Below are 12,861 nucleotides of genomic sequence, written 5' to 3'. Positions count from 1 at the left end.
CTGCAGGTTTAGGGTGACACGCCGAAAATTTCGGGAGTCAACACGCCCAACAGATTGGTCCGTCGCGCTTACGTGCCCGTAAACTCCGAGGCGTCACTACCCCTCGCTAGGGAGCCGCCCACTGTGACCGTCCAAGAGCCCGAACAGGATTTCAGCGCACCCCGTGAAGAATGCGGCGTATTCGGGGTATGGGCCCCGGGCGAGGACGTCGCCAAACTCACCTACTACGGCTTGTACGCGTTGCAGCACCGCGGCCAGGAAGCCGCCGGCATCGCCGTCGCCGATGGCTCCCAGGTGCTGGTCTTCAAGGACCTCGGCCTGGTCAGTCAGGTGTTCGACGAGCAGACCCTGGCGGCGATGCAGGGCCACGTCGCCATTGGGCATTGCCGTTACTCCACCACGGGCGACACCACCTGGGAGAACGCCCAGCCGGTGTTCCGTAACACCGCCGCCGGCACCGGAGTTGCGTTAGGGCACAACGGGAACCTGGTGAACGCCGCCGAGCTTGCCTCTCGGGCACGCGACGCCGGACTGATCGCCAAGCGCGCCCCGGCCCCGGCGACGACGGACTCCGACATCTTGGGCGCGCTCCTCGCGCACGGCGCGGCCGATGCCACCCTGGAACAGGCGGCGCTGGAATTGTTGCCGACGGTGCGCGGCGCCTTCTGCCTGACCTTCATGGACGAGAACACGCTGTATGCCTGCCGCGACCCGCACGGGGTGCGCCCCTTGTCGCTGGGCCGGTTGGACCGTGGCTGGGTGGTGGCGTCCGAGACGGCCGCACTCGACATCGTCGGTGCCTCGTTCGTCCGGGACATCGAGCCGGGCGAACTGCTGGCGATCGACGCGGACGGGGTGCGCTCCACGCGGTTTGCCAACCCCACACCGAAGGGTTGCGTGTTCGAGTACGTCTACCTGGCGCGGCCGGACAGCACGATCGGTGGCCGGTCCGTGCACGCCGCCCGGGTGGACATCGGTCGCCGGCTGGCTCGCGAATGCCCCGTGGACGCCGACCTGGTCATCGGTGTGCCCGAATCGGGCACACCGGCCGCGGTCGGATACGCCCAGGAGTCCGGTGTGCCCTACGGCCAGGGCCTGATGAAGAACGCCTACGTCGGGCGCACGTTCATCCAGCCGTCGCAGACCATCCGGCAGCTGGGCATCCGGCTGAAGCTCAACCCGCTCAAAGAGGTGATCCGCGGCAAGCGGCTCATCGTCGTCGACGACTCGATCGTGCGGGGCAACACCCAACGCGCGCTGCTGCGGATGCTGCGCGAGGCCGGCGCCGTTGAGGTGCACGTGCGCATTGCGTCACCGCCGGTGAAGTGGCCCTGCTTCTACGGCATCGACTTTCCGTCGCCGGCCGAGCTGATCGCCAACGCCGTCGAGGACGAAGAGGAGATGCTCGAGGCCGTCCGGCACGCCATCGGCGCCGACACGCTGGGCTACATCTCGCTGCGTGGCATGGTCGCGGCTTCCGAGCAGCCGGCGTCGCGCCTTTGCACCGCCTGCTTCGACGGCAACTACCCGATCGAGCTGCCCAACGAGACGGTGCTGGGCAAGAACGTCATCGAGCACATGCTGACCAATGCCGCACGCGGTGCGGGCATGGGCGATCTGGCCCCCGACGAGGTTCCCGTCGGTGGGCTGACGGAAATTCGGCCTTAGTACTTCGAAGTCGGCTGCTACCGGCCGTGATCGACCGGTAGCCTTTATCGCGATGACGGATCCCGGAAAGAGCGACGGACGAGACCCGGGCAGCGAGGGCGTCACCTACGCGTCGGCCGGGGTGGACATTGAAGCCGGTGAGCGTGCCGTCGACTTGTTCAAACCGCTGGCCAGCAGGGCCACCCGACCTGAGGTGCGCGGCGGCCTGGGCGGCTTCGCCGGGCTGTTCGCTTTGCGCGGCGGTTACCGCGAGCCACTGCTGGCGGCGTCGACCGACGGTGTAGGCACCAAACTGGCTGTCGCCCAAGCGATGGACAAGCACGACACCGTCGGCCTGGACCTGGTCGCCATGGTGGTTGACGACCTCGTGGTGTGTGGCGCCGAGCCGCTGTTCCTGCAGGACTACATCGCCGTCGGCCGGACCGTGCCGGAACGGCTCAGCGCCATCGTCAGCGGCATCGCCGAGGGCTGTGTGCGGGCGGGCTGCGCGCTACTCGGCGGCGAGACCGCCGAACATCCCGGGCTGATGGAGCCCGACCACTACGACATCTCGGCGACCGGGGTCGGCGTGGTCGAGGCCGACGACGTGCTGGGGCCCGACCGCGTCAAACCCGGTGACGTGATCATCGCGCTGGGCTCGTCCGGGCTGCATTCCAACGGGTACTCGCTGGCGCGCACGGTGCTGCTGGAGATCGACCGGATGAACCTGTCGGGTCACGTCGAGGAGTTCGGTCGCACGCTGGGTGAGGAACTGCTGGAGCCCACCCTGATCTATGCCAAGGACTGCCTGGCCCTGGCCGCCGAGACCCACGTCCGCACGTTCTGCCACGTGACGGGCGGCGGACTGGCGGGCAACCTGCAACGCGTAATCCCGCACGGGCTGGTCGCCGAGGTCGACCGCGGCACCTGGACGCCGGCACCCGTGTTCGCCATGATCGCGCAGCGGGGCCGGGTCGAACGCGAAGAGATGGAAAAGACGTTCAACATGGGCGTCGGGATGGTTGCCATCGTCGCGCCCGAGGACACCGACCGGGCCCTGGCAATATTGACGGCCCGGCATCTCGACTGTTGGGTATTGGGAACCGTGTGCAAGGGCGGAAAAGAACGCCCGCGAGCAAAGCTCGTCGGGCGGCATCCCAGGTTTTGAGTGAGTCGGGCTAGTCGGGCCCGATCCCGGGCCGGCGCGATGAGGGCCGGCACGACCTGAACAAAAAGCCTAGCGGCGGCGCCATTCGTCCTCGTCCCCCCACGAGTCGTCGGCACCGTTGTTGTCCAGCTCGTCGGAATCGCCGGCACCGGTCCCCGACAGCTCGCGTTGCAGCGACTGGAAGTCGGTCTGCGGTGAGCTGTATTTGAGTTCTCGAGCAACCTTGGTCTGCTTTGCCTTAGCCCGGCCGCGGCCCATGGGGGAACCCCCTCGCGCAATAACGGAGCGGCCTAACGAGTAGGCGGCTCCGATCTCTTGGTGTCGTTATTGTCCTTCGGACAGTTTACCGTGCCTTGCCGATACACGTCGGAGGCCCCTGCCCGCTGTGGCGGACTCCCTTGCGATTATCTCGTACCGCCGCGCAACCGTTCAACGGCGAGCCGGCCGGCGCCGATCTCGTCGGTCCCCGGCAACGTGTCGGCGTCGATCGCGGCCGACACCGCGTCCTCGGCGCCCGTCGTCAATTCGGTGTCGGCGGGCAGCCCGCGCTTCAGCAGTGCCAGGGCCACCGGCCCGAGATCGACGTGCTCGGCGACGGTTCCGAGGCGCCCGACGGCGCGCCCGCCGGCGCGCACCGCATCGCCCGTTTCGGGGCGGTCCACGGAACCGTCGAGGTGCAACAGCACCAGCATCCGGGGCGGCTTGCCGAGGTTGTGCACCCGGGCGACGGTTTCTTGGCCCCGGTAGCAACCCTTGTCGAGGTGGACGGCGCCGACGCCAGGACCGCCGATCCAGCCCACCTCGTGCGGGATGGTGCGTTCGTCGGTGTCTACTCCGAGCCGGGGGCGCACCGCCGCGACCCGGTGGGCCTCGTAGGCCCACACCCCGGCTGGCCGCACCCCCGCCTGCGTCAACCGCCGCTGCCAGTCGGCCGACTCGCCGCGCGGTACGACGAGGTCCAATTCGATGTGCCCGGGCGGGAAGCCGGGCATGCGGCGCACAAAGCCGCCTCCCGGTGGCGGGACCGCGAACGACTCGTCGGGCAGCGCGTCCAGGCCGAGCGCGTCGAGCACCGCTCGATCGTTCAGCCGCGGGCCCAGCAGCGACCACACCGCCATGTCTGCGGCGGCCGGCGTGACGTCGGACCAGAACACCATCTTGCTCAGATAGCTCAGCAGCGGCTCACCGCGCCACGGCTCGGTGTCGAGGTAGGTCAGCCCGCCCAGCTCGGTCTGAATCCAGTGATCCTCCACCCGGCCCTGTCCGTCGAGGCTCAGGTTCTGTGTGCTGGCACCGTCGACCAGGTCGCTGACGTGTTGGCTGGAGATGCTGTGCAGCCAACTCTGCCGGTCCCTTCCGGTCAGCGTGAGCACCGCGCGGTGTGAGCGGTCCACGAACACCGAATCGGTCTGGGCCGCCCGCTGCTCGCCCAGCGGATCGCCGTAGTGCCAGATCGCGCCGGCGTCGGGTCCCGAATCGGGTGCGGGTACTGCGGTAGCCACATCTCAACTCTACGGATCGCCCCGGCTAGGCTCTGTCTCCATGGCCGGCCCGCGGAGTGTGATCGTCACGCTCGACGGCGAGATTCAGCCGCCGAATACCCCGCTGCTGCACGCCGACGACCTCGCCGCGGTGCGCGGCGACGGCGCCTTCGAGACGCTGCTGGTCCGCGACGGCGCCGCCTGCCTGGTCGGGCCGCATCTGCAGCGCCTGGGCCAGTCGGCCAAGCTGATGGACCTCCCCGAACCCGACCTTGCAGCGTGGCGGCGCGCGATCGCCCTGGCCGCGGGGGAGTGGGCCGCGGGCACCGCGGACGAGGGCGCGCTGCGCCTGGTCTACAGCCGGGGCCGCGAAGGCGGTTCGGCGCCGACCGCCTACGTGACGGTCAACCCCGTCCCCGAACGGGTCGCCGCGGTGCGGCGCGACGGGCTGGCCGCGGTGACCCTGGACCGCGGGCTGCCCGCCAAGGGCGCCGATGCGATGCCGTGGCTGCTGGCCGGCGCCAAAACGCTGTCGTACGCGGTCAACATGGCCGCCCTGCGCCACGCCGCCCGCCAGGGCGCCGGTGACGTCATCTTCGTCAGCTCGGACGGCCTGATCTTGGAGGGGCCGCGCTCGACGGTGGTGATCGCCACGGATGACGAAGCCGGCGCCGGCAACCTGTGTCTTTTGACACCGCCGCCGTGGTATCCGATCCTGCGCGGCACGACGCAGCAGGCCTTGTTCGAAGTGGCCCGGGCCAAGGGTTACGACTGTGACTACCGGGCGCTACGGGTGCCGGATTTGCATGCTGCCCAAGGGATTTGGCTGGTCTCTAGCATGACGTTGGCCGCCCGCGTGCACACGCTCGACGGCTGTCGACTGTCCCGATCTCCGATCGCCACCGAATTCACCGAACTGATCGATGCCGCGATCGTCAGCGATCGCTAGGCGCTGAATTCTGTTGTCGGCTCGCGCATTGGCGGGTACGGTCGGCCGTACACAGGAAGGGAGGTGGTCCGCGAAATTGCTAGCTTCATGGACATGTGAGGTGGCTACGCGCTAGCTGCATTGGCTCGGAAGAGCTAGCGATCAACGCGCGCTGGCGAATTCCCCGTAGCCACCCGGCCCCCGAGCTTCCCGGTCTGTCCAACTGGGAGATTGGCTCGGGGGTCGTTCCATGTATGGGGGGTTAGTCGTCCACTTTCTTTGCAATCTGCTCGGCGATCTTGCCGGCCTGGCCAGTTTCGGCGTCCGGGCCGCACAGCAGGAGATCGACGACGATGTTGTTCGTCGCGTGCAGCGCGTGATGACAAAACCGCGCGCCGTCTGCCTGCGTCCGCTGCTGGAAGATCTTCGGCACGGTGCCGGTCACCTCACCGAACGTCCATCCCGACGTCTTGCCGTTGAATGTCACCGTGACCGATTGCCCGGTGCATGCTTTCCACTTGTCCGCCGACGCCCGCACGAATGCCTCGGCCGCGTCGGGTGACGAGAATGCCGCAACGGACTCGAAGACCCGGTGGGTCTGCTTTTCGCCGGGCGTGCGCACGGCCTGACCGCTCGCCGCCGTGAAGCCGGCCGCCCCGCTGTAGACCGACTCTTCGAGGGGTTCGTATGCTCCCTTGCAATCCGGGTTGGATAGCGTTCCCCGGGAGTTACGCAGCACCGAGGTCTTCTCCGAGACGACGAGATTGGGGTCGCCCACCACGGCGCCGACATCGGCCGGCGTGAGCAGATAAGAGTCCAGCTTGGCCGAGGTGGCGGAGTCCGGCGGGGTCTGGGCAACCGCGCCCGGCGCCGAATTCACGGCCGAAGTCGAATTGGGAGTGGCCTTCGGGGCCGGCTTGGTCTTGCCACCCTGCGTGGTCAGCACGACGACGATCGCGATCACCGCGATGACGGCCAATGCCGCGCCGCCGATGAGGATCAGCCGCTTGTTGGACCCGCCGCCGGTGACCGCACCGGCGGCGGGTGCGGCAGGAGCGGTGGTCTCGGTCGTGGCGGTGGCGGTAGCGGTGGCCGCGGGCGTCGTCGTCGCTTGCGTCTTGGCGCCTGCTGCTGCGGCTGCGCCGGACGGATTGTCCTTGGCCTCGATCTCGGCGAGGACGTTGTCGATCTCGCTTCGGGTGCGGTAGGTGACGTCGTGCCGCAGCCGCAGCATCCGCAGCAGCTGGGCGATGTCGCCGCGGGCGCTGGGGTCGTCGCCGTCCTCGTCGAGGCCGGACCGTAACTCGACCAACAGCTGCAGCTGCTGCTGGGGGCTGAGTTCCTTTTCGGCCATCTGGTTGCCCAGCCGGGTGATGTAGCCGAACGGCACCGGCGGCTCTTCGGGCAGCGGGTCCGGCAGCGGCGCGGGCTTGCTACGGAGCTGATGCACCGCGGTGACCAACTGGATGCCGGCGTCGATGCTGGGTTCGCGGTAATCGATGATCTGCAACGCGGCAAGGGGATTCACCCGCATGCTATCGACGTCACCGATCCGCACGGGCAGGATCGGCCGGTTCAGCGCCTTGGCGTAGCGCAACTCGGACTGGCTGGGCTTGGACTGCAGCCAGTTGTTCGACAGCGCGACGATGAAGACGTCACAAGCGCGGATCTGCTCCAAAATCTTGTTCCACCAGGAGTCGCCGCCGCCGAGTTCCTGGTCGAACCACACCTGCTGCTGGCCGCGGCGCAGGGCGGTCGTCAGTGCGTCGACCGTCGTCCTGTCTTGGCTCGAGTAGCTGATGAACAGCGCCATCACAGTCTCCTAAAGCTGGACGCAGAGTGAACGGACGTGGCGAAAGCCTGCAGGCGCGAGCCCCTTTTTGCACATGCGTCGATACCGTATCAGTGTCGGGGCACCCGGGGATGCGCAAATTTTGGTTGTTGCCGGGTTCGGTCGGACGCCAACGCTCACCGGGCGTCGCCGTCGTGCACGTCGGCTTCTGCGGCCGACTGTAGTTCGGCATAGCGGCGCGCGAATTCGTCACCGGGAACCGGCCATTGCTCGCCGGTGGTTCCGCGCACGATCCAGTCGCCCTCGGCTGCGGTCGCCTCCCCCTCGAGCGTGGAGACGGTTTCGCCCGGGTAAGCCGGGCGAGCTTGTACGCGTCCCTTTCGCTGCCAGACCCCCGCGCCCGCGGGCTCGTAGGTGTCGCGAAAGATGTCGTCGCGGACGGACCAGGTTTTGCCGTCCTCGGTCACCGCCCAGTCGCCGGCGTCGGCGCGCATGGTGTGCCCGGAATCCGACGTCCAGGTCCACGGGGCGCTGCGTTGCTCGGCGGCCACCGTGCCGATCCTGGTGAACGACTGCCAGATCGGCCGCGACCGAAACCCCAGCTGGCGCAAGCTCCATAGGGTGGCGGCGAGGCTGCGGACCGCGGCGTTGAGCAGCTCCGGGTCGCTTTCCACCACGGACCAGTCGACCAGCTTGTCGTGGATCTTGCGCGAATCGTCGCGGGGCGTACCGTGTTTCCAGCCGTTGCGCCGGTAGTAGCGGCACCAGTCCTCGTGCTCGGCTCGGGCCATGCTCATCGAGGAGTGCTCGTCGAATCCCATCAGCGCGAGCTGTTCCAGGGGCGTCAGTCTCGACATCTCGCTGCCGGACAGTTGTTTGGGCGGCCTGCCCCAGGTATTCCACGTGTGACCCGCGATCTGCTCGACCATCCATAGGGCGTTGCGCACCTGGCGCCGGTTGGATCCGCGGTAGAACTCGCTGAGGTCGGCCCACGGCACCGATGCGGGCCCCCGTGTCCAACTCGGGTCGATGGTGGAGACGTAGCGCTCGTGGATAAGCCGCGCCGCGCGCTCCCACGCGTCCTGGACCTGACCTTCGCGGGTGTCGAGCACCAGCGAGTAGGACTGCATTCGGCCGACGACCTGGATCGAGTCGTCGTCGAGGCTGGTGTTGAGATCCGAGGCGTAGATGGGCATCTCGGGAAAGCGGGCGGCCAGCCGGGCGGCGGGTGTCGCGGCGTGGGCGTCGACGAATATCACCGCGCTCGTCGACGGGTCGGCGTCGGCGACCAGCTTAAGCAAGGTCGGGATCGTCGGCGCCTCGGCTACCGCGTCGATGTTCGGGCCCTCCGACATGAATCCGGCCTGCTGGCGGTGGAACTCGTGATCCCGCAGGTAGTCTTCGGCGTCCCTTTCGACCAACGTGAGCGCGGGCAGTGGCACCGCGTCGGGCGGGGTGTAGAAGTCGCGTTCCAGGGCGCGCTGGGTCAGATCCGCGCACAAGGCCAAGGTCAATTGCGAAGTGCCGCATACGAATACCCGATTCGTTCGGCTCGTCGTGAGGATGCTGTCGAGGAGCCTACGGGCGGTCACCTCGTATTTCCCGACCACGTCGGCCGCCCATCGGGTGTCCGATCCGCCGAATTGCTGGGCCCGCCACGCTTGGGCCAGCCACGGGTCGTCCATCCGCACGATGAGGGGTAGCCGCTGCTTGTGGGCGACCTCGGCGAGCCGTTTGCTGATCAGGTCCAGCCACAACAGGTTGACTGCCGGGTCTGGCGCCATCAGGTAGAGCCGAGAAAGGCGGCGCCACAAGCGAAGTGACACCAGGGTCTCGGGGGTGTTCAAGTCCACCAAGACCACCCGCGCGCCCTGTCGGCGAGCCCGTTGCGCACGGTCGTCGCTGGCGCCGGTGAGCAGGACCAGCGTGCTGCGCCGTTCCAACGTCCGTGCCACCCCGCTGACCATCGACTCGGTGTCGGCGTCGACCCCGACGATGGCGGTGACGGACTCGGCGATGTTGGCACGCAGCCGGTCGACTTGGGACCGGAAGGCGCCGACGACGACACCGCCCAGCCCGGTGAATATCGCCGACAGCGCCGCGATCCGCGCCAGTTCCAGGCCGACCGGTGTGGGGTTCGGGCAGGTTCGCCCGCCGACGGAGAAATCGCCCGTGCCGCCTTTGACCAAGCTGGCCGTCGCCATCATCGGCGTGAAAAACGCGGGGTGGTTCGCGTCGTGGCACCCCCAATACGCGCTGAGTCCCAGCACCGCCGTCATGGGGACGAGAGCTGCGATCAGGCTGAACGAAACACCGACCAACCGCCGGCTGTTGCCCGATCGGAAGGTCAGCACCGACGCCCATACCAGGACGACCACCACGATCATCAGCGTTGGCATGGATCCCGGCTTGCCGAACCAGCGCACCGCCGGCGGCAGCGCGTCCAGGATCGAGGGGCGCAGCGCGATGACGGCGAGATAAGCGATGAGCAACAGGCCGGCCGCGGTCACGGCCCAGCGCAATGCGGGCGGGGGCGGCTTCTTTTCACGCATCCGCCGACCTCCCTTTCTGGAATACCGGCTGCTCGGACGTCGAACAGTACACGCGAAAGGTCGGCCGAAGGCAAAGCATGAGCGGTGCGCGTCGCGGGTTAGCGGCCGGCGAAACGCGCGCGTCGCTATCCGACGAATCGGGACAGCCGCGCCGACAAATGCGGCACCAATCCGCCGTCGGCGTCCACCCGCTCCTCGACGTAGGCGAGGTCGCCGCCCTCGACGATGCCGTACAGGCGTTTGGCACCCCCGACCAGCACGCCTGAGCGGCTGCGGGCCAGGGCATCGGTGACCAGCTCCCACGAGGATTGGTTACGCGGACGTCCGTAGAACAATTCGATGTACCCGGAGGAGTGGGCCAGCAACAGCTCGATCGCCTGGGACTCGGTCGGGTCGTCGGGATCGCGGACGAATCGCCAAAAGCCTGTCTCACGCAGGCCGGGCTCCCGATAGCCGCCCGTCTCGTCGAGATTCCAGGAGCGGGCTTCCCAATTCAGGTAGTCGCCGCCGTCGTGGGAGACCACGATCTGCTGGCCGAACCGGTAGTCGCCGTCCGGTCCGCGGCCTTCGCCTTCGCCGCGCCACACCCCCACCAGGGGCAGTAACGCGAGCAGCGCATCGTTCAGGTCGGCGCCCTCGCGCAGGTTCGCGGTGTCGGCGGGCAGCGGCAGGTCGTCGAAACCCGGGATGTTGCGCGCCGCCGTCACCTTGGCGCGCTCTGCAGCGGCGGCCACGGCGCGGTCGCCAGCGCCCGCGGGCCCGGCCGGTGTGTCAGCGCTGTCCTCGGAACTCACGACTCGTCGGTGATGAGCCGGTACAGCGTGTACAGCGCAAACCACGAGATGATCACGACGGACACGACCAGCATGATCTCGAAGAAGAGCACCACGCCGACAAGTCTATTCGGCTTGCGCGGAGCGCACTCCGGGACATCCCGGTCTGGCGCACACGTCAGCCGATCTTAATGTCCACCTCGTGGATGCCCGCACCCGACGGGCTCACCACGGCGTCGCCGTTTCCAGCCTTGGACAAGGCCCGCAGGGTCCAGGATCCGGGCGCGGCGAAGAAGCGGAACTCGCCGGTGGCCGACGCGACGACCTCGGCCGTGAACTCACCGGACGAATCCAGCAGCCGGACGAAGGCACCCCCGACGGCTTGTCCATCGTGGTCCACGACGCGGCCCGTAACCACCGTCTCCTTTTCGAGGTCGACGCTGGCGGGCAACGTCAGTCCTTGCTTCGGTGCAGAGCACATATCAGCTTCCCAACTCGATCGGGGCGCCCACCAGGGAGCCGTATTCCGTCCAACTGCCGTCGTAGTTCTTGACACTCCGGTGCCCGAGTAATTCCCGCAGCACAAACCAGGTGTGCGAAGAACGTTCCCCGATCCGACAGTAGGCAATAGTTTCCTTGGTGCCATCCAAGCCGGCGTCGGTGTACAACTTGGCCAGTTCTTCGTCGGATCTGAAGGTGCCGTCGTCATTGGCGGCCTTGCTCCACGGCACGTTTATCGCTCCCGGAATGTGCCCGGGCCGCTGGCTTTGCTCCTGCGGCAGATGCGCGGGCGCCAGAATCTTGCCCGAGAATTCGTCGGGCGAGCGGACGTCCACAAGGTTCTTGGTGTTGATGGCCGCAATGACCTCGTCCCGGAACGCGCGGATCGAATTGTCTGGCGGGGCAGCGGAATACGAAGTCGGGGGCCGGCTGACGGCGTCCTTGGACAACGGGCGCCCGTCGAGTTCCCATTTCTTGCGGCCACCGTCGAGTAGCTTGACGCTCTGGTGTCCGTACAGCTTGAAGTACCAGTAGGCGTAGGCGGCGAACCAGTTGTTGTTGCCGCCGTAGAGGATCACGGTGTCGTCGTTGGCGATGCCGCGCTCGCTGAGCAGTTTGGAGAACTGCTGGGCGTCGACGAAGTCGCGCTTGATCGGGTCTTGCAAATCGGTGCGCCAGTCCAGCCGCACGGCACCGGCGATGTGTCCGTCGTCGTAGGCGCTGGTGTCCTCGTCGACTTCGACGAAGACGACGTTCGCGGCGTCAAGATTGCTCTCGGCCCAGTCAGCTGAGACCAGGACGTCGGAGCGTGCCATGGGAGATCCTTTCGATTGCTTGTGAGGTGGTGCGTTAAGCCGGGACGTGGCGGAAGCGGGCGACCAGCGGGTAGAGCTGGCAGCCCAGGCAGATCCCGAAAGCCGCATTCAAAAATGCTGCTACCAGTGCGAACGCGGCGGCAATGACGCCCAGCAAGGGTACTTGAAGGGCAAATCCGGCGGTGGCGGCGACCGCAAAGATGAATCCGACCAGCTGGGCGAACTTCAACGGTGGTACGGGTTCGCGTTCTGTGACCGGTCCCAGCCGGGGCGCGACCAGGCTCGCAAAGATTTTGCCATAGGGGTGGCGGCGCGGGCCGCCCAAGGCGCCGATCGCGAAGATCACGGCCTGCACGGCCAGGATTATCGCGGCCGCCGCCGGGCTCACCGCCGAGACGATCAGCGCGATCAGCAGCACTGCGGTGGTCACCCAGGCGGCGAACCGGGGGCCGCGGACGTCCACCCGATCGATGGCGGCGGTGGGGTTACTGGTTGACACGAATTACTCCTTGAATGCGCTGAACAAACTGCTGGAGGGGCATGCCACGGTCAGGGGGCCGGGCTGCTCGGAGTGCTACGCGAAAGTGGCGCGGCGACTCAGCAGATACAACAACAGCGACAACAACCGCCCGCGATACGGCACAGATCGACTGCGCGTCGCGTGGTGAGCGTGGGCTCCAGGCGGGTTGACACGCTGGCTAGCTTACCCAAACACACGGTGGTCAGGCCAATAGAGGCTCGAGCGCCGACCGTAGATCGACCGCCTTGGGAATGCCCGATGCCCGGTAGCGCTGCCGTCCGTCGACATCGAAGATCAGCGTCGTAGGCAGTGACAGCACCGAAAAGCGTCGGGCGGCGGCCGGATTGGCGTCGATGTCGATCTCGACATGGGCCACCGCGCCCATGTCTCCGCAGACCTGATCGACCACCCGGCGCACCCGGTCGCAGGGTCCGCACCACGGTGCGCTGAAATGCACGATGGTCGGCCCGGAGGTCGACAAGCCCAAGTCGGTGGCATCCGCGCCGGCGCTGTCCCCGGCCTCCGCGGCAACCTCTCGCACGCTTCCCGACCGCCTGGTCAGCAACCAGCCGACGGCGGCCGCCAGCGCAAACGCCGCCACGATCGCGACGAGCACAGTAGTCATGTGCGCCACTCTCCCCCGCAAGCGGGAGGTGCCCCCACTTCATCGGATCTATTTGTATC

Annotated in this window: 13 protein-coding genes; 3 read left to right on the top strand and 10 right to left on the bottom strand. The window is 67.5% G+C overall.

All coding sequences use genetic code 11. The annotated features are described in order from the left end of the window. Nucleotides 1-123 precede the first annotated feature (123 nt). Nucleotides 124-1,668: an amidophosphoribosyltransferase gene (gene purF, locus MSG_RS21770; protein ID WP_096442921.1), complete on the top strand. Its 1,545-nt coding sequence runs from the start codon at nt 124-126 to the stop codon at nt 1,666-1,668. A gap of 52 nt (nt 1,669-1,720) precedes the next feature. Continuing rightward, nucleotides 1,721-2,815, top strand: coding sequence for a phosphoribosylformylglycinamidine cyclo-ligase (purM, locus tag MSG_RS21765; protein WP_096442919.1), 1,095 nt, complete (start codon nt 1,721-1,723; stop codon nt 2,813-2,815). A 69-nt stretch (nt 2,816-2,884) separates the two neighbouring features. On the opposite strand, the gene MSG_RS21760 is transcribed toward purM, so the two are convergent. Both MSG_RS21760 and ygfZ read right to left on the bottom strand, forming a co-directional pair. Continuing rightward, nucleotides 2,885-3,073, bottom strand: a complete 189-nt coding sequence (locus tag MSG_RS21760; RefSeq protein WP_096442917.1) for a DUF3073 domain-containing protein — start codon at nt 3,071-3,073, stop codon at nt 2,885-2,887. A gap of 146 nt (nt 3,074-3,219) precedes the next feature. After that, entirely contained in the window at nt 3,220-4,317 is a 1,098-nt protein-coding gene (gene ygfZ, locus MSG_RS21755) for a CAF17-like 4Fe-4S cluster assembly/insertion protein YgfZ (RefSeq protein WP_096442915.1), read from the bottom strand. A 58-nt stretch (nt 4,318-4,375) separates the two neighbouring features. On the opposite strand from ygfZ, the gene MSG_RS21750 reads away from it, so the two are divergent. Beyond that, nucleotides 4,376-5,245: an aminodeoxychorismate lyase gene (locus MSG_RS21750; RefSeq protein WP_096444721.1), complete on the top strand. Its 870-nt coding sequence runs from the start codon at nt 4,376-4,378 to the stop codon at nt 5,243-5,245. A gap of 241 nt (nt 5,246-5,486) precedes the next feature. On the opposite strand, the gene MSG_RS21745 is transcribed toward MSG_RS21750, so the two are convergent. From MSG_RS21745 to MSG_RS21710, 8 genes are all read right to left on the bottom strand, one after another. Beyond that, on the bottom strand, nt 5,487-7,037 hold the full coding sequence (locus MSG_RS21745) for a sensor domain-containing protein (RefSeq protein WP_096442913.1): 1,551 nt from the start codon (nt 7,035-7,037) through the stop codon (nt 5,487-5,489). 155 nt (nt 7,038-7,192) lie between these two features. Continuing rightward, nucleotides 7,193-9,568: a hypothetical protein gene (locus tag MSG_RS21740; RefSeq protein WP_096442911.1), complete on the bottom strand. Its 2,376-nt coding sequence runs from the start codon at nt 9,566-9,568 to the stop codon at nt 7,193-7,195. A 125-nt stretch (nt 9,569-9,693) separates the two neighbouring features. Next, nucleotides 9,694-10,362, bottom strand: a complete 669-nt coding sequence (locus tag MSG_RS21735; protein WP_096442909.1) for a nitrobindin family protein — start codon at nt 10,360-10,362, stop codon at nt 9,694-9,696. A 157-nt stretch (nt 10,363-10,519) separates the two neighbouring features. Then, nucleotides 10,520-10,822: a DUF1416 domain-containing protein gene (locus MSG_RS21725; RefSeq protein WP_096442905.1), complete on the bottom strand. Its 303-nt coding sequence runs from the start codon at nt 10,820-10,822 to the stop codon at nt 10,520-10,522. Nucleotide 10,823: 1 nt separating this feature from the next. Beyond that, complete coding sequence (locus MSG_RS21720) at nt 10,824-11,657, bottom strand: sulfurtransferase (RefSeq protein WP_096442903.1); 834 nt, start codon at nt 11,655-11,657, stop codon at nt 10,824-10,826. 34 nt (nt 11,658-11,691) lie between these two features. Continuing rightward, the gene (locus tag MSG_RS21715; protein ID WP_096442901.1) at nt 11,692-12,156 is read right to left on the bottom strand and encodes a DUF4395 domain-containing protein; all 465 of its coding nucleotides are present in this window, start codon (nt 12,154-12,156) and stop codon (nt 11,692-11,694) included. 98 nt (nt 12,157-12,254) lie between these two features. Further along, on the bottom strand, nt 12,255-12,350 hold the full coding sequence (locus MSG_RS26270; protein WP_373421187.1) for a putative leader peptide: 96 nt from the start codon (nt 12,348-12,350) through the stop codon (nt 12,255-12,257). Between the two features lie 29 nt (nt 12,351-12,379). Then, entirely contained in the window at nt 12,380-12,802 is a 423-nt protein-coding gene (locus MSG_RS21710) for a thioredoxin family protein (RefSeq protein ID WP_096444720.1), read from the bottom strand. Nucleotides 12,803-12,861 lie beyond the last annotated feature (59 nt).

This window comes from Mycobacterium shigaense (genome assembly GCF_002356315.1).
Lineage (GTDB): Bacteria > Actinomycetota > Actinomycetes > Mycobacteriales > Mycobacteriaceae > Mycobacterium > Mycobacterium shigaense.
The sequence above is the reverse complement of the archived record's forward strand: the minus strand, read 5'-3'. Positions and strand labels throughout refer to the sequence as shown.